17 protein-coding genes are annotated in these 17,273 nt (G+C 55.0%); 14 read left to right on the top strand and 3 right to left on the bottom strand.

Annotated features, from left to right (window positions below):
• Positions 1-160: 160 nt before the first annotated feature.
• Entirely contained in the window at positions 161-658 is a 498-nt protein-coding gene (gene ubiC / locus KP80_RS01565; protein ID WP_052281824.1) for a chorismate lyase, read from the top strand.
• 12 nt (positions 659-670) lie between these two features.
• Positions 671-1,543, top strand: a complete 873-nt coding sequence (gene ubiA / locus KP80_RS01570) for a 4-hydroxybenzoate octaprenyltransferase (RefSeq protein WP_052281825.1) — start codon at positions 671-673, stop codon at positions 1,541-1,543.
• Between the two features lie 73 nt (positions 1,544-1,616).
• Here ubiA and plsB read toward each other — a convergent pair whose 3' ends face one another.
• Positions 1,617-4,058: a glycerol-3-phosphate 1-O-acyltransferase PlsB gene (gene plsB / locus KP80_RS01575; RefSeq protein ID WP_052281826.1), complete on the bottom strand. Its 2,442-nt coding sequence runs from the start codon at positions 4,056-4,058 to the stop codon at positions 1,617-1,619.
• 185 nt (positions 4,059-4,243) lie between these two features.
• On the opposite strand from plsB, the gene KP80_RS01580 reads away from it, so the two are divergent.
• The 4 genes from KP80_RS01580 (at position 4,244) to KP80_RS01595 (ending at position 7,054) form a co-directional block, all read left to right on the top strand.
• Positions 4,244-4,612 (top strand): diacylglycerol kinase, encoded by a 369-nt coding sequence (locus KP80_RS01580; protein ID WP_052281827.1) that lies wholly within the window; start codon positions 4,244-4,246, stop codon positions 4,610-4,612.
• Between the two features lie 99 nt (positions 4,613-4,711).
• Complete coding sequence (gene lexA, locus KP80_RS01585) at positions 4,712-5,320, top strand: transcriptional repressor LexA (RefSeq protein ID WP_052281828.1); 609 nt, start codon at positions 4,712-4,714, stop codon at positions 5,318-5,320.
• A gap of 68 nt (positions 5,321-5,388) precedes the next feature.
• Positions 5,389-6,708: an MATE family efflux transporter DinF gene (gene dinF, locus KP80_RS01590; RefSeq protein WP_052281829.1), complete on the top strand. Its 1,320-nt coding sequence runs from the start codon at positions 5,389-5,391 to the stop codon at positions 6,706-6,708.
• A gap of 136 nt (positions 6,709-6,844) precedes the next feature.
• On the top strand, positions 6,845-7,054 hold the full coding sequence (locus tag KP80_RS01595) for a CsbD family protein (protein WP_052281830.1): 210 nt from the start codon (positions 6,845-6,847) through the stop codon (positions 7,052-7,054).
• A 43-nt stretch (positions 7,055-7,097) separates the two neighbouring features.
• Here the strand turns inward: KP80_RS01595 and zur are convergent, their stop codons facing one another.
• Positions 7,098-7,613: a zinc uptake transcriptional repressor Zur gene (gene zur / locus KP80_RS01600; RefSeq protein ID WP_052281831.1), complete on the bottom strand. Its 516-nt coding sequence runs from the start codon at positions 7,611-7,613 to the stop codon at positions 7,098-7,100.
• A gap of 126 nt (positions 7,614-7,739) precedes the next feature.
• Between zur and KP80_RS01605 the strand changes: the two genes are divergently transcribed.
• The 4 genes from KP80_RS01605 to pspG all read left to right on the top strand — a co-directional run bounded on the left by KP80_RS01605 (position 7,740) and on the right by pspG (position 11,148).
• A complete protein-coding gene (locus KP80_RS01605; RefSeq protein WP_052281832.1) occupies positions 7,740-8,228 on the top strand; it encodes a cupin domain-containing protein in 489 nt (162 codons plus the stop codon).
• 173 nt (positions 8,229-8,401) lie between these two features.
• Complete coding sequence (gene traF, locus KP80_RS01610; protein WP_052281833.1) at positions 8,402-9,649, top strand: conjugal transfer protein TraF; 1,248 nt, start codon at positions 8,402-8,404, stop codon at positions 9,647-9,649.
• 121 nt (positions 9,650-9,770) lie between these two features.
• On the top strand, positions 9,771-10,769 hold the full coding sequence (gene dusA, locus KP80_RS01615; RefSeq protein WP_052281834.1) for a tRNA dihydrouridine(20/20a) synthase DusA: 999 nt from the start codon (positions 9,771-9,773) through the stop codon (positions 10,767-10,769).
• A gap of 139 nt (positions 10,770-10,908) precedes the next feature.
• A complete protein-coding gene (gene pspG / locus KP80_RS01620; protein ID WP_052281835.1) occupies positions 10,909-11,148 on the top strand; it encodes an envelope stress response protein PspG in 240 nt (79 codons plus the stop codon).
• A gap of 172 nt (positions 11,149-11,320) precedes the next feature.
• Here the strand turns inward: pspG and KP80_RS01625 are convergent, their stop codons facing one another.
• Positions 11,321-12,304, bottom strand: coding sequence for a quinone oxidoreductase (locus tag KP80_RS01625; protein WP_052281836.1), 984 nt, complete (start codon positions 12,302-12,304; stop codon positions 11,321-11,323).
• Between the two features lie 63 nt (positions 12,305-12,367).
• On the opposite strand from KP80_RS01625, the gene dnaB reads away from it, so the two are divergent.
• The 4 genes from dnaB (at position 12,368) to aphA (ending at position 17,269) form a co-directional block, all read left to right on the top strand.
• Entirely contained in the window at positions 12,368-13,783 is a 1,416-nt protein-coding gene (gene dnaB, locus KP80_RS01630; RefSeq protein ID WP_052281837.1) for a replicative DNA helicase, read from the top strand.
• Between the two features lie 172 nt (positions 13,784-13,955).
• Complete coding sequence (gene alr / locus KP80_RS01635; RefSeq protein ID WP_052281838.1) at positions 13,956-15,035, top strand: alanine racemase; 1,080 nt, start codon at positions 13,956-13,958, stop codon at positions 15,033-15,035.
• A 129-nt stretch (positions 15,036-15,164) separates the two neighbouring features.
• Positions 15,165-16,358, top strand: a complete 1,194-nt coding sequence (tyrB, locus tag KP80_RS01640; protein WP_052281839.1) for an aromatic amino acid transaminase — start codon at positions 15,165-15,167, stop codon at positions 16,356-16,358.
• Positions 16,359-16,555: 197 nt separating this feature from the next.
• Positions 16,556-17,269, top strand: coding sequence for an acid phosphatase AphA (gene aphA / locus KP80_RS01645; protein ID WP_052281840.1), 714 nt, complete (start codon positions 16,556-16,558; stop codon positions 17,267-17,269).
• Positions 17,270-17,273 lie beyond the last annotated feature (4 nt).

Consider the following 17,273-nt stretch of genomic DNA (forward strand, 5'->3'; position numbering starts at 1 on the left):
TAGGGGCGCACCTTTTTTATATGCTTCATCCTTCAAGCCATTCCGCAGCGCGGACTGTTGCACGGCTGTTGCGCTATTGATCGTATTTGACCATTCCTGCACCCCCTCTTATCTCTTTCTGCGATACAATGGCCCAACGCTATGTATTGGAGAGACAGGCATGTCGCACTCTGCACTGAAGCAGCTGCGTGCTTTGCACTATTTTGACGTTGTTCCCCCGCTTGAACCGGCTCAGCGCGACTGGCTGATGCTGGAAGACTCGATGACCAAACGGTTTGAGCAGTATGGGAAACCGGTTAGCGTGACGCTATTAAACGAAGAGTTTGTGAGCCGTGATGCGCTGGCCGATGAGCAGCATCTGCTCGCGGATGAGCCTCGCTATTGGCTGCGAGAAATATTATTGTGCGTCGGGGGCCAACCGTGGCTTGCCGGGCGTACCGTCGTGCCGGAATCCACCCTCTGTGGGCCGGAGCTGGCGCTGCAGCAACTGGGGCAAACGCCGCTGGGGCGGTACCTGTTTTCCTCCTCCCAGTTGACCCGCGACTTTATTGAAATTGGCCGTCATGATGCGCTGTGGGGGCGTCGTTCCCGTCTCCGTTTGAGTGGAAAACCGCTGCTGCTGACAGAGCTGTTTTTACCCGCATCGCCGCTGTACTAAGAGGAAGAAAAAATGGAGAGGAGTCTAAGGCCGAACAAGCTGCTGGCTTATCATCAGCTGATGCGCACGGACAAACCGATCGGTGCGCTGCTGCTGCTGTGGCCAACGCTGTGGGCGCTATGGGTGGCTGCGCCGGGCGTGCCGCCGCTGTGGATCCTGGCGGTGTTCGTCGCCGGCGTCTGGTTGATGCGTGCCGCAGGCTGCGTGGTGAATGACTACGCGGATCGCAAATTTGATGGACATGTAAAACGCACCGCCAATCGCCCGCTGCCAAGCGGCGCGGTCAGCGAGAAAGAGGCCCGCATCCTGTTTGGTGTGCTGGTTTTACTGTCGTTCCTGCTAGTGTTGACGCTCAATACCATGACTATCCTGCTGTCGGTTGCCGCGCTGGCGCTGGCCTGGGTATATCCGTTTATGAAACGCTACACCCATCTGCCGCAGGTCGTGCTGGGCGCGGCGTTTGGCTGGTCGATTCCGATGGCGTTCGCGGCGGTCAGCGAATCGCTGCCGCTCAGCTGCTGGCTGATGCTGCTGGCGAATATTCTGTGGGCAGTGGCCTACGATACTCAGTATGCGATGGTTGACCGTGATGATGACGTGAAAATTGGCATCAAATCCACGGCGATTTTGTTTGGGAAAAATGACCGCTTAATTATCGGCATTCTGCAGGCCTGTGTGCTGGGGCTGATGGCACTAATTGGCTGGTTGAATGGCCTTGGCTGGGAGTTTTACTGGTCAATCCTGATTGCCGGCGCGCTGTTTGTGTACCAACAAAAGCTGATTCGCCACCGCGAGCGCGGACCCTGCTTCCAGGCATTCCTCAACAATAACTACGTGGGCCTGGTGCTGTTTATTGGGCTGGCGATGAGTTATTGGCAGTTCTGATGATGTAAAAAAAGCCGGATAATAATCCGGCTTTTTTATGGCAAGTGCGCGTACTTACTCGCTTTACAAACCCTTAGGCCTCTTTCGGCGCAGGTTCTTCGTCTTGCGTCACGCTCTCAATCGTTAAACGCACGTCGGAGGTGATGAGGCTCGCCATCATCTGGTAAACCTTCATCGTCTCTGCCGGTTCGGCGTCGCCGCTGTCACTGATATAGCCTTCATCACGCAGGGTCAGTACCAGTGATGAGAACACCGCTTTATCGAAGAACTCTGGCGAGTTGATGCCGTGCAGAACAGAGAGACGCTGTGCCAGCGTACGGCTCTCTTTCTCCAGCGTGCTGCGATTCATCGACGGGTTGCCACTGAGCAGCCAGAAAGTGATTGCATAGCGCTGCAGCGTTTCACGCGCACCGGCCGCCAGCAGTTGTAGCGTACGGGAGTGCGAGGCGTTGATGTGCAGTTCGTCGCCGTTGACGGTGATCAGCTCCTGACGCACCATTTCAGCAATCAGCGTATCGATAACGCCTGGCAGCTCTTCGCGATCCCAGCGCAGGAACAGCTCGGCTTTCAGCATCGGATACAGGGTGTTGATATAGTCCACCACCTGCTCACGGGTGATCTCACGGTGTTGGGTCATAATCGACGCCAGCAGCGAAGGCATGATCAGCATGTGTGCGATGTTGTTGCGGTAGTAGGTCATCAGTACTGCCTGCTCGCGCGGCAGAATGATGATATCGCCGATGGTGTCTTTCTCGACTTCGAACTTGTTCATCTGCAGCGCGTGATCGATAAGCTCGCTGGCAGACGCTTTCGGCGCGGTGGCATCCGGCGCGTACGGTGCGTTGCGCATCAGGGCCAGATAGCAATCCAACTGCTGAGTTAGCTGCTCGCGGGTCAACGAACGCTGACGAGAGGCCAGCAGCGCGGTACAACACAGGTTCATGGCATTGGCCGCACCGGCGTTGTTGATACGCACCATCAGCTCTGCCGCCATTTTATTGACGGTTGGCGTCAGCCAGGCTGGGCGTACGGCCTCAATCGGGTCGATAGACTCGCGCCATTCCGGCACGTGGTGGTTCAGGTAGGTCATCAGCGGCATGGGTTCACCGAAGTTGACGTAACCTTGACCGAGATTGCGCAGCTTGCTCAGGCCTTTCAGCATCTGCGGCAGGCTCTCTTTCTCTTTGGTCGCACCGCGCAGTTCTTTCGCGTATGTGCCCACTTCCATCACGTGTTCATAGCCAATATAAATCGGCACTAAAGTGATTGGACGGGAGCCGCCGCGCAGCATCGCCTGAATAGTCATCGACAGGGTGCCGGTTTTCGGATCCAGCAGACGGCCGGTACGAGAACGGCCACCTTCCACAAAGTACTCAACGGAATAACCGCGGCTGAACAGCTCGCCGAGGTATTCACGGAATACGGTGGAATAGAGTTTATTGCCCTTGAAGGTACGGCGAATAAAGAACGCGCCCAGGCGACGGAAAATCGGGCCTGCTGGCCAGAAGTTCAGGTTAATACCGGCGGCGATATGCGGCGGCACGAGACCCTGGTGGTAAAGCACGTAAGAGAGCAACAGATAGTCCATGTGGCTGCGGTGGCAGGGAACATAAACAATCTCGTGGCCGTCGTGCGCCAGCTGGCGTACGCGCTCGGCGTTATTGACGTTAATCCCCTGATACAGACGGTTCCAGGTAAAGCTCAGGATACGGTCGGTCAGGCGAATCATCTCATAGGAGAAGTTGGCGGCAATCTCTTCCATCAGCGCAATGGCATTCTGCTGCGCTTTTTCGTGGGAGATTTTTTTGCTACGTGCTTCGTCTTCAACCGCCTTGGCAATGGCTTTGGAGGCCAGCAGTTTTTTGAACAGGTCGTGACGAGCAGGTAGACGTGGGCCTACTGCAGCCAAACGCTGACGAGCGAAGTGCATACGCGCCACGCGAGCCAGCTTCTGGGCGATGGTTTTATCCGTACCGTGCTCATCGGCCATGCGGCGCAGGGAGACGGATGGTGAGAAGCGCACGAAGCTGTCGCGACCGAGCCAGGAGACGGCAAAGAATTTCTGGAAGCCGTTGAGCATCCGCAGTGGTGGATTGACTTCACCTTTCTCGCGACCCGGAGAACGCCCAAACATCACCGACACTGGCACCATTTGCACATCCAGGTCTGGATTGCTGCGGTGCAGATCGAGATAGTCGTGGAACAGCTTGATCGACTCTTCTTTCGGCGTGTAATAAGTGAACACGCGCGGACCGCCGTGAATGAACACGTAGCGCGGCAGCAGAGTGCCGTCGATTTCTAACGGTTCAAGCGGGTCTGGGAGGTCGTGCGCCAGGCACTGGGCGCGCAGCGTCAGTAGGTCAGCCTTAGAGTTATAAGGCAGGACGTACATAATTGGACGTGATGTATCAAGCCCCAATTCCTGAGCAGGTTCTGCCGGAATAGACTTGCTCTTTACCAGAACACTTAATGGTAAATTCAGTAATTTGTAGTAAATTCGTGGCCAGCCGGACATAAACGATGTAAAGCCTCTGGTTAATCATGCAAATGCGCGGCAAGAATATCAGAAAGTCGGCAGAATTTCTGTTCTACCAGCTCATAATAATACACTAAGTGATTCGCGCGGCGGCCAGGCGGCAAACCTAGCAGCAGCGTGAAGTACGCATTGTCATTGACGTCATAACGTAAAAGGTTCTTGAGATGGCCAATAATACCACTGGGCTCACCCGAATTATCAAAGCAGCTGGATATTCCTGGAAAGGATTTCGCGCGGCGTGGATCAATGAAGCCGCATTCCGCCAGGAAGGCGTAGCCTCCGTACTGGCGATTATTATTGCCTGCTGGCTGGATGTTGACCCTATCACCCGCGTGCTGCTTATCGGCTCCGTCCTGTTGGTGATGATAGTGGAAATTCTCAATAGTGCACTGGAAGCGGTGGTTGACCGCATTGGCTCGGAATATCACGAGCTGTCGGGGCGTGCGAAAGACATGGGCTCGGCGGCGGTACTGCTGGCAATTTTTGTCGCGCTGATCACCTGGGGCGTTCTGCTGTGGGCTCATTTCCACTAAAGCTGTGAAAACTGCCTGATTTCGTGCGTTTTATGGTTCCAAAATAGGCACTAGCTGTATATACTCACAGCATAACTGTATATACACCCAGGGGGCGGAATGAAAGCGTTAACGACCAGGCAGCAAGAGGTGTTTGATCTCATTCGGGATCATATCAGCCAGACGGGCATGCCGCCGACGCGTGCGGAAATTGCTCAGCGCTTGGGGTTCCGTTCCCCGAATGCGGCTGAAGAGCACCTGAAAGCGCTGGCGCGTAAAGGGGTTCTTGAGATAGTTTCCGGAGCCTCCCGTGGCATCCGCCTGCTGGTGGAAGAAGAAGAGGGCCTGCCGCTAATTGGCCGCGTTGCGGCGGGTGAGCCGCTGCTGGCACAGCAGCACATTGAAGGCCATTATCAAGTCGACCCATCGCTCTTTAAGCCGAGCGCCGACTTCCTGCTGCGCGTCAGCGGTATGTCGATGAAAGACATTGGTATTATGGACGGCGATCTGCTCGCGGTGCATAAAACTCAGGATGTGCGTAATGGCCAGGTCGTGGTGGCTCGTATCGACGAAGAAGTGACGGTGAAACGCCTGAAGAAACAGGGTAACGTCGTCGAATTGCTGCCAGAAAACAGCGAGTTTTCGCCCATCGTCGTCGATCTGCGTCAGCAGAACTTTTCCATTGAAGGGCTGGCCGTTGGCGTGATTCGCAACGGCGAATGGTTGTAATCCCCCCCTCTCTCAAATGGCTGTGATATTTCCTCTATCACGGCCTTTTTTGTTTCTGGTTCATACCGATGCCGCTACTGACTTCTGCCGATAAGGCCCTGTGGCGCTTAGCGCTACCGATGATTTTCTCTAACATCACCGTGCCGCTGCTGGGGCTGGTGGATACCGCCGTGATTGGCCATCTTGATAGTCCGGTCTATCTGGGTGGAGTGGCCATTGGCGCGACCGCAACCAGCTTCCTGTTTATGTTGCTGTTGTTCTTACGTATGAGCACCACCGGCCTGACGGCGCAGGCATTCGGTGCCAAAGATCCTCAGGCCTTAGCCCGTGCGCTGGTGCAGCCACTGCTGCTGGCGTTAGGCGCCGGCTTGTTGATTATCGTATTTAAAAATCCGCTCATTCATTTGGCGCTGTCTATCGTCGGCGGCAGTGGCGAAGTGCTGGAGCAGGCGCAGCGTTTCCTCTCCATCCGCTGGCTCAGTGCTCCCGCTTCGCTGGCGAATCTGGTGCTGCTGGGCTGGCTGCTGGGCGTCCAGTACGCCCGCGCGCCGGTGGTGCTACTGGTGGTCGGCAACGTGCTGAACATTGTCCTCGATCTGTGGCTGGTGATGGGGCTGCATATGAACGTGCAGGGTGCGGCGTTGGCGACGGCGATAGCTGAATATGCCACCTTGCTGGTGGGATTGGGTATGGTGCGTAAGGTGCTAGTGATGCGCGGGGTGTCCTGGGCGATGCTGAAAACGGCATGGCTGGGTGATTTTCGCCGCCTGCTGGCGCTCAACCGCGACATCATGCTGCGCTCGCTGTTGCTTCAGCTGTGCTTTGGGGCGGTAACTGTATTTGGTGCGCGTCTTGGCAGCGATGTCGTGGCGGTTAACGCAGTATTGATGACCATGTTGACCTTTACAGCGTACGCGCTGGACGGCTTCGCCTATGCGGTCGAAGCCCATTCGGGGCAGGCTTACGGCGCACGCGACGGCAGCCAGCTGCTGGAAGTCTGGCGTGCGGCCTGCCGTCAGGCGGGCGTGGTTGCACTCGCCTTCGCGCTGGTTTATGCCGCGCTGGGGGAACATATCGTGGCGCTATTGACCTCTATTCCTGAGCTGCGTGAGCTGGCTGACCGCTACGTGATTTGGCAGATGATACTGCCGGTCATTGGCGTGTGGTGCTATCTGCTTGATGGCATGTTTATCGGCGCAACGCGCGGTGCGGAAATGCGTAACAGCATGGCCGTTGCGGCGGCGGGATTTGCGCTTACGTTGCTCGCGCTGCCGCTGCTGGGTAACCATGGACTATGGCTAGCCATCGCCGTATTCCTGGCGCTGCGCGGCCTATCGCTGGCGTTTATCTGGCGTCGCCACTGGCGCAACAACAGCTGGTTTTCCTAACGTGATGGTTAAAGATTCCGAATAGTGAATCAATGTCGGAATGAGTGACTACAATTAGTCTCACGCTTAGCGAAAAAAGTGTTCGTTTGGAAAGAAAGCTTTCGCTATTTACTCACTGACGATCGAGGATTCAATAATGAATAAAGACGAAATCGGCGGCAACTGGAAACAGGTTAAAGGTAAAGTGAAAGAGCAATGGGGCAAACTGACCGATGATGATATGACGGTGATCGAAGGGAAACGCGATCAGCTGGTCGGTAAAATTCAGGAGCGTTACGGCTATGCGAAGGATCAGGCCGAAAAAGAGGTCGATAGCTGGGATAAACGTCATAACCACCGCTGGTAAATCCAGCGCGTACAGGGAAGTACGCTGTCCCGCTTAGCGACCGCTAGCGGGATTTTTTCTTGATTTGAATCGTGTGGTCGTGCTGACAGTGTTCATGCGCTTTGCAGGCTTCAACTTCAACGCAGGCCGAGCACAGCCCGTGTGCTTCAATCACATTGTGGCGCAGGGCAAAGCCCATTTTGGCCGCCAGCGCATGCATGATGTCTTCAACCCCTTCCGCACACTCTTCTTTCACGACGCCACAGCGGTCGCAGATAAACATCGCAGAGGTGTGAGTCGGCTGATCAAACAGGTGGCACAGTACGTAACTGTTGGCCGATTCCACTTTGTGAACAAAGCCCTGCTCGAGCAAAAACTCCAGCGCGCGGTAAACCGTCGGTGGCTTAGCCTGCGGCTCTTTTACCCGCAACAGGTCGAGCAGATCGTAGGCGCTGATTGCCCCTTCTTGCAGACTCATCAGACGCAGGACTTCCAGACGTTGAGGAGTCAGGCGCACGCCGCGTTGAGCACACAGCTTTTCAGCTTGCGCTAGCAGTTCTTGCGTAGTGGTCTTATCCATTGGCGTCCTCGGGTTACGGGCGAAACAAACACATACTTTATCATGTTATGGCAGAAACACCGAGTTTCCACCGGTGTGCTATAGGTGTGTTATAGCAGGCGTACATCACACTCAGGACGAAAAAGAATGAAAAGACCCGATTGCATTCGCCATTGGCACGACGTTGAAGGCCCGGACGATTCCACTTATCCCGATAGCGACGAGCGCTTTTCTATTGGCGCACCGCTGGCTCGCGCGCTCGGACTCAGGCACATCGGCATTCACCATGAGCGTCTACTGCCGGGGCGACGGACATCCTATCCGCATGCGGAGAGCGATGAAGAAGAGTTCATCTACGTGCTGGAAGGGTATCCGCAGGCGTGGATTAACGGTTATCTGTGGAAACTTCAGCCGGGCGATAGCGTGGGTTTTCCGGCTGGAACCGGTGTCTGCCACACTTTTATCAACAATACCTCAGAAGAGGTGCGACTGTTGGTTGTAGGCGAAGCCAATAAACGCTCGAACCGAATCTATTACCCACTAAATGCCTCTTATGCCGTCACGCGTGAGGACCGCTGGGTGGACCATCCGCCACAGTTTTTCGGGCCGCATGACGGAAAACCTGGGCGAAATTGACCATTGTCTTCTATAAAAGATTAGGGTGCTTACTAAAAACGATAACCCATAGAAAATTTCAGTTAGGGGAATAGAACGCTTTTTGTCCCGTTATTCACAGCAATAGTTCGTCTCCATCCAGGCGATAACGGATGGAGGGTTGTTTCATAAACAGACAATAAGACGAGCAAACTGTGAAAAAAAACGAAAAATTTTCGCTGATGGGGATCGCTGTCTCTTTTTTAGTGGCAGGTCAGGCAGGGGCAGCAAATGGTTGGACGGAGGCCCGGAACGACGCCATGGGCGGCACCGGGGTGGCTTCGGCTCACTATGGCAGCGGTGTTCTTATCAACCCGGCATTATTGGCGAAAGCCAAGCCAGATGACGATATTACGGTCATTCTACCAACTATCGGTGCGCAGATTTCTGACAAAGATAATCTGCGCAATAAGATTGATGATATCAGTGATGATGTGAACGCCTATAAGCGCTCGCTAAGCGGTATCAATATTCCCGAGCTGTTTATCCCGGGTAGCCCTGGCTACCAGCGGGTTTCTTCTGCCGCCGGTAATCTGGCGGATCAGCTCTCATCGCTAAAGGGAAAAACCGCGCTGGCGAAAGCGGGCGCGGGGATGGCCATTACGATCCCGAATGATGTGCTGGCGGTAGCGTTTGTAGCGAAAGCGGATGCCCGTGCGCGCGTGAGTTCGTATATTGATCAAGGTGATATCGACATTCTGCGCGGTATTCAGGCCACACCTTCGAAAGTACTGACAGCCAACACTAATGATTTGAAATCAGAAGGCTATGGCCGTGCGGCGATTGTCTCTGACTACGGCGTGGCGATTGCACGCCAGTTTGATTTCGGCGGTATTCCGGTGTCCTTCGGCGTGACCCCTAAACTGCAAAAAACCTGGCTCTATAACTATACCGTCTCGATCTACAACTTCAGCAGCGACGATATCAACAGTAGCCGCTATCGAAACGACGATACTGGTTTTAACGTTGATGCGGGGATGGCGGCTGATTTGAGTGATAGCTGGACGGTGGGCCTGAGCGGTCAAAACCTGTTCTCCCGCGATATCGATACTAAACAGGTGGCGGGAGTACGTGATACGTACCAAATCCGCCCGCTGGTGACTGCAGGTGTGGCGTGGCATAGCGATATGCTAACGCTGAGCGCCGACGGCGACCTCACTGAAACTAAAGGCTTTAAGAGCGAAGAGAATTCTCAGTACGTCGGCGTAGGTGCTGAAGTGCGTCCGCTCGACTGGCTGGCGGTGCGTGCAGGCTATCGCGCGGATGTGAAAAACAATGACAGTAACGTCTTTACCGGCGGGGTGGGTTTTGCGCCGTTTAACCGCGTCCATCTCGATCTGATGGGGTTGTACGGTGAGGATCAAACCTGGGGCGCCGGTGCGCAGGTGAGCGTCACGTTCTAAGTTGCATCGCATCCTCCGGCTAAGCTTTGCGCCGCCGGGGGATTCCCCTCTGACATTACATTTCTGCTCAGGCTTTATGCTATAGTAGCCGCCCTTTTTTCCGGATGCTTAAATAATCGCCATGTTGTCAGAATCCTCGACCGCTGCTTTCCCTGCTCACCGCTTCTCCATCGCGCCAATGCTCGACTGGACGGACAGACACTGCCGCTATTTTCTGCGCCTGCTGTCGCAGCACACGCTGCTGTATACCGAGATGGTGACCACCGGAGCAATTATTCACGGTAAAGGTGACTATCTGGCCTTCAGCGAAGAAGAACATCCGGTTGCCCTACAGCTTGGCGGTAGCGATCCGGCACAGCTGGCACACTGTGCGAAGCTCGCGCAGGCGCGCGGCTATGACGAGATTAATCTCAACGTCGGCTGCCCGTCTGACCGCGTACAAAACGGCATGTTTGGCGCGTGTCTGATGGGCAACGCGCAGCTGGTTGCGGATTGTGTAAAAGCGATGCGCGACGTGGTGTCGATCCCGGTGACGGTGAAAACGCGTATTGGCATTGATGACCAGGATAGCTATGAATTCCTTTGTGATTTCATTGACACGGTTTCCGGTCGCGGCGAATGCGAGATGTTTATTATCCACGCACGTAAAGCGTGGCTTTCCGGATTAAGCCCAAAAGAAAACCGTGAAATCCCACCGCTGGATTACCCGCGCGTTTATCAGCTCAAGCGTGACTTCCCGCATCTGATCATGTCTATCAACGGTGGTATCAAATCGCTGGAAGAGGCCAAAATGCACCTGGCGCATATGGATGGTGTGATGGTGGGCCGCGAAGCCTATCAGAACCCAGGTATTTTGGCGTCGGTAGACCGTGAGATCTTCGGCGCGAGCGATGTCGATGCCGACCCAGTGGCGATAGTCCGCGCGATGTATCCGTACATCGAGCGCGAGTTGAGTAACGGTACCTACCTGGGCCACGTGACGCGCCATATGCTGGGCCTGTTCCAGGGGATTCCGGGGGCGCGTCAGTGGCGTCGTTATCTGAGTGAGAATGCGCACAAGGCTGGGGCGGGTATTGACGTGCTCGAACATGCCTTAAAACTGGTTGCCGATAAGCGTTAATTATTTCGCTAAAACCTGGTCAAATTCACCACGCTCTGCACGATGTTGCAGAGCGTTTTTGTTTATATTCAATAAGTTATTTTTGGCACGTTTTTTGTAATGGTTCTGACAGATAAGTGTGATTTCTGGGAGAGCAACGATGCTGGAACTATTATTTGTGATTGGATTTTTTGTCATGCTGCTGGTCACGGGCATTTCGCTGCTCGGGATTATTGCCGCACTGGTGGTGGCAACGGTACTGATGTTTGTTGGCGGACTGTTTGCACTGATGATAAAACTTCTGCCGTGGCTGCTGCTGGCGGTAGTGGTGGTGTGGATCGTTCGGGCGATTAATTCACCGAAAAAACAGACCTGGCGCGACAACTACCGGAGGTATTGAGGGCTTCGTCACAACCTCAAAAATTTTGCATAAAACGCCGTAGGATTCGCGTAAAAAATCTGTCACTATTGCTGGCGTTAACGAATTCATCGAGCTGTACCCTACATACAGCCGAACTAAAAAAAGAAAGGGCTTCCTACGGGAAGCCCTAGTCTTTTGTAGCGCCGAAAACCTATGGGATAAGCAGGCTTGAACCCTGTGTAGCCCGGCTTTCCAGAATCTCATGCGCGCGTCGCGCTTCTTTCAGCGGATACTTCTGATTTTCTGCCACATCCACTTTAATGATCCCGCTGGCAATCAGTGAGAACAGTTCGTGGCTGGCTTCTTTCAGTTCGTCATAGGTGGTGATGTAGCCGTTGAGGGAAGGGCGAGTCACGAACAGCGAACCTTTCTGGTTGAGAATACCCAGGTTAACGCCGGTCACCGGGCCGGAAGAGTTACCAAAACTCACCATCAGACCACGGCGCTGCAAGCAATCGAGCGATGCCTCCCAGGTGTCTTTCCCGACCGAGTCGTACACCACCGGCAGTTTTTTGCCGCCGGTGATCGCTTTCACCCGCTCGGCAATGTTTTCATCACGATAGTTAATCACCTGCCAGGCGCCGGCCTGTAGCGCACGCTGCGCTTTTTCCGCACTACCCACGGTACCAATCAGCTTCGCACCCAGCGCTTTCGCCCACTGGCAGGCGATCAACCCTACACCGCCTGCTGCGGCATGGAACAGGAACGGCTCACCGGGTTTGATTTCGTAGGTTTTGCGCAGCAGATAAAAGACCGTCAGGCCTTTGAGGAATGAGGCAGCGGCCTGTTCGTAGGAGATGGCCGCCGGGAGTAGGGCAACTTTATCCGCCGGGACGTTATGCACTGAACTGTAAGCGCCGAGCCCGGATTGAGCGTAAACTACGCGATCGCCCGCTTTGATGTGCTTCACGTTACTGCCCACTTGGCTGACGACGCCAGCGGCTTCGGTACCCAGCCCGCTTGGCATCGATGGCGGCGGGTAGAGGCCGCTGCGGATGTAGGTGTCGATGTAGTTAATGCCGATCGCTTTGTTTTCCACCTGCACTTCGTTTTCGGCAGGGGCGTTGGGGGTGAATTCGACGGCGTTTAGCACTTCAGGGCCGCCATGTTTGCTAAATTCAATACGGGTTGCCATGCTTCCTCCAGAACAATGTGGTAATCTTTCGACCCACTCTTTATCTCGGTAATACCATTCACTATGGCAGCAAATAAACCCTTCAACAAACCTCAAACCGAAGCTCGCGAACGCGATTTTCAGGTGGCAGGTCTGAAAGTACCGCCGCACTCGATTGAAGCGGAACAATCGGTGTTGGGCGGTTTAATGTTGGATAACGAGCGCTGGGACGATGTCGCCGAGCGCGTCGTCGCCGACGATTTCTACACGCGCCCGCACCGTCACATCTTCACAGAGATGGGCCGTTTGCAGGAAGGCGGGAGCCCAATTGACCTGATTACGCTCGCGGAATCGCTGGAGCGACAGGGGCAGTTGGACAGCGTTGGTGGTTTTGCCTATCTGGCAGAATTATCAAAAAACACGCCAAGTGCGGCAAACATTAGTGCTTACGCCGATATCGTCCGTGAACGTGCGGTTGTGCGTGAGATGATTGCGGTCGCTAATGAAATCGCCGAAGCCGGTTTCGATCCGCAGGGTCGCACCAGCGAAGATCTGCTGGACCTGGCCGAGTCCCGCGTCTTTAAAATTGCCGAAAGCCGCGCCAACAAAGACGAAGGTCCGAGAAACATCACCGAAGTGCTTGACGCCACCGTGGCGCGTATTGAGCAGCTATTCCAGCAGCCGCACGACGGTGTGACCGGGGTGAATACCGGCTATGACGATCTCAACAAAAAAACCGCCGGTCTGCAGCCGTCGGATTTGATTATCGTCGCCGCACGTCCGTCGATGGGTAAAACGACATTTGCAATGAACCTCGTCGAAAATGCGGCGATGTTGCAAGATAAACCGGTTCTTATCTTCAGTCTTGAGATGCCCTCTGAGCAGATTATGATGCGTTCCCTGGCGTCGCTGTCGCGCGTTGACCAGACCCGCATTCGTACCGGCCAGCTCGATGATGAGGACTGGGCGCGTATCTCCGGCACCATGGGGATCCTGCTGGAAAAACGGAATATCTATATTGATGATTCCTCCGGCCTGACGCCAACGGAAGTGCGCTCCCGCGCGCGTCGTATCGCCCGTGAACACGGCGGTATCGGTCTTATCATGATCGACTACCTGCAGCTGATGCGCGTGCCGTCGCTTTCCGATAACCGTACGTTGGAAATCGCAGAAATTTCCCGCTCTCTCAAAGCCTTGGCCAAAGAATTACACGTGCCGGTGGTAGCGCTGTCGCAGCTTAACCGCTCCCTGGAACAACGTGCGGATAAACGCCCGGTCAACTCTGACCTGCGTGAATCTGGCTCCATCGAGCAGGATGCCGACTTAATCATGTTCATCTATCGTGATGAGGTTTATCACGAAAACAGTGATTTAAAAGGCATCGCTGAGATTATTATTGGTAAACAGCGTAACGGTCCTATCGGTACGGTACGCCTGACCTTTAACGGTCAGTGGTCGCGTTTCGATAACTACGCTGGCCCGCAGTACGACGACGAATAACAACACTGAATCAGGTTTTACCCTAAATAATTCGAGTTGCAGGAAGGCGGCAAGGGAGTGAATCCCCAGGAACTTACCCGAGTAAGTGATTGGGGTGAGCGAGCGCTGCCAACGCACCTGCAACTTGAAGTATGACGGGGATACTCAAGCAAACACTTATCAAGGAACACAAATGCAAGCGGCAACTGTAGTCATTAACCGCCGCGCTCTGCGACACAACCTGCAACGTCTGCGTGAGCTGGCACCTGCCAGCAAGCTGGTTGCGGTGGTGAAAGCGAACGCTTACGGACACGGCCTCCTCGAGACCGCGCGAACGCTCCCCGACGCTGATGCTTTTGGCGTTGCCCGTCTTGAAGAGGCACTGCGCCTGCGCGACGGCGGTATCACGCAGCCGATCCTGCTGCTGGAAGGCTTCTTTAACGCCACTGACCTGCCGACCATTGCGACGCAGCGCCTGCATACTGCCGTACACAATATTGAGCAGCTTGAAGCGCTGGAAGCCGCCGAAATCAGTGAGCCGGTGACCGTGTGGATGAAACTCGATACCGGTATGCACCGCTTGGGTGTTCGCCCGGAAGAAGCTGAAGCCTTCTACCAGCGCCTGAGCCAGTGTAAAAACGTCCGCCAGCCGGTCAATATCGTTAGCCATTTTGCCCGCGCCGACGAGCCTGACTGTGGGGCGACGGAACGCCAGCTGGATATCTTCAATACCTTTACCGCAGGCAAACCGGGGCTGCGCTCCATCGCCGCTTCTGGCGGCATTCTGCTGTGGCCACAATCACATTTCGACTGGGCGCGTCCCGGCATTATTCTCTACGGCGTATCGCCCCTGGAGCAAAAGCCATGGGGCCCGGATTTCGGCATGCAGCCGGTGATGTCGCTGACCTCCAGTCTGATTGCGGTGCGCGAGCACAAAGCCGGCGAAGCCGTAGGCTACGGCGGCACCTGGATTAGTGAGCGCGACACCCGCCTGGGCGTGGTAGCGATGGGCTATGGCGATGGTTATCCTCGTGCCGCGCCATCCGGAACGCCGGTGCTGATCAACGGCCGTGAAGTACCGATTGTTGGCCGTGTGGCGATGGATATGATTTGCGTTGATCTGGGGCCTGAAGCGGAAGATAAAACCGGTGATACGGCCATCATGTGGGGCCAGGGGCTGCCGGTTGAACGCATCGCGGAAATCACAAAAGTAAGTGCTTACGAACTTATCACGCGACTGACGTCGCGCGTCGCGATGAAGTATATTGATTAAGCGTTAACGCCACACCACCCGGCGTCGCCATACGACGCCGGGTAAAACCCGCAACTACCTCTCGACCTTCCGCACCATCCGGTTTATTGTGTTATTTCCTGCCTTTCTGTAAACCTGGAGAACCATCGCGTGTTTCAAAAAGTTGACGCCTATGCGGGCGACCCCATTCTTTCGTTAATGGAACGCTTCAAAGAAGATCCGCGCAGCGACAAAGTTAACCTCAGCATCGGCCTGTACTACAACGAAGACGGCATCATTCCGCAGCTGCAGGCAGTGGCGCAAGCCGAAGCGCGTCTGAACGCGCAACCACACGGGGCGTCTTTGTATCTGCCGATGGAAGGGCTTAATAGCTACCGTCACACCGTGGCACCGCTGCTGTTTGGCGCGGATAACCCGGTTCTCCAGCAGCATCGCGTGGCGACAATTCAAACCCTCGGTGGCTCCGGCGCGCTGAAGGTTGGCGCCGACTTCCTCAAGCGCTACTTCCCGGATTCCGGTGTCTGGGTCAGCGACCCGACCTGGGAAAACCATATCGCGATTTTTGAAGGTGCGGGCTTTACCGTCGGCACATATCCGTGGTTCGACAGCGAAACCAACGGTGTGCGCGTTGATGCGCTGCTGGAAAAACTCAACACGCTACCAGCGCGCAGCATCGTGCTGCTGCATCCGTGTTGTCATAACCCAACCGGTGCCGATCTCACGCCTGCGCAGTGGGACGCGGTGGTTGAGGTGCTGAAAGCTCGTGAGCTGATTCCGTTCCTCGACATCGCCTACCAGGGCTTTGGCGCGGGGATGGATGAAGATGCCTATGCGATCCGCGCGATTGCCGCTGCCGGTTTACCTGCGCTGGTTAGCAACTCGTTCTCCAAAATCTTCTCGCTGTACGGCGAGCGCATCGGCGGCCTGTCAATTATCTGTGAGGATAATGAAACCGCGCTGCGCGTGCTGGGCCAGCTGAAAGCGACCGTGCGCCGTAACTACTCTAGCCCACCGAATTTCGGGGCGCAGGTAGTGGCTGCAGTGCTGGGTGATGCTGAGCTTAAAGCTAACTGGTTGGCGGAAGTGGAAGGGATGCGTACGCGTATTCTTGAGATGCGTCAGGCGCTGGTCAATGTGCTAAAAGAAGAGATACCAAACGGTAATTTCGACTACCTGCTTAAGCAGCGTGGGATGTTTAGCTACACTGGTCTGAGCGCGCAGCAGGTCGATAGACTGCGCGAAGAATTCGGTGTTTATCTGATCGCCAGCGGCCGTATGTGCGTTGCGGGACTTAACAGCCGTAACGTCCAGCAAGTTGCCAAAGCCTTTGCTGCTGTGATGTAAGTGGGTGCTCACTCTGGCTCTGAGTTAAGCGCTGAGCCAGAGTGCTTTCCTGAAATCAAAATGTGATCCCCTTACTTTTTCCAGGATTATTCTTAGAAAACCCTTCCTTTCATCGACCTCAGACGGTAAGGTCGCAGTGCTTTGTGAAAGCACGACTGACTCTAAAACAATAACGAATCGACGAATTAAGGGAAAACATGCGCAAGATTACGCAGGCTCTCAGTGCCGTCTGCTTGTTATTTGCACTGAATGCTTCGGTGACGGCCCACGCGTCGTCGCCCTCTCCACTGTACCCAGGGACTGATATCGCGAAACTTGCTGAGCAAGCGCCTATCCATTGGGTTTCCGTGGCTCAAATTGAAAATAGTCTGCTTGGTCATCCGCCGATGGCCGTTGGTTTTGATATCGACGATACCGTGTTGTTCTCAAGCCCGGGCTTCTGGCGCGGGCAAAGAACTTATTCTCCGGACAGCGAAGACTATCTGAAAAACCCAGAGTTCTGGGAAAAGATGAATAACGGTTGGGATGCTTTCAGTATTCCGAAAGAAGTCGCGCGCTCGCTGATTGCGATGCACGTGAAGCGTGGCGATAGCATCTACTTTGTCACCGGCCGTAGCCAGACGAAAACCGAAACCGTGTCGAAAACGCTGCAGGATGATTTCCTGATCCCTGGAGCCAGTATGAATCCGGTGATTTTTGCCGGCGATCATCCGGGGCAGAACAGCAAGACGCAGTGGCTGAAAGAGAAGAATATCCGGGTGTTCTACGGCGATTCTGACAACGACATCACCGCTGCGCGAGAAGTCGGGGCCAGAGGGATCCGCGTGCTGCGAGCCTCAAACTCCACTTACCGTCCGCTGCCGCAGGCCGGTGCCTTCAATGAAGAAGTGATTGTTAACTCCGAGTACTGATCGC

The sequence above is a fragment of the Kluyvera genomosp. 1 genome, from assembly GCF_001266615.1.
In the GTDB taxonomy this organism is placed as follows: domain Bacteria; phylum Pseudomonadota; class Gammaproteobacteria; order Enterobacterales; family Enterobacteriaceae; genus Kluyvera; species Kluyvera cryocrescens_A.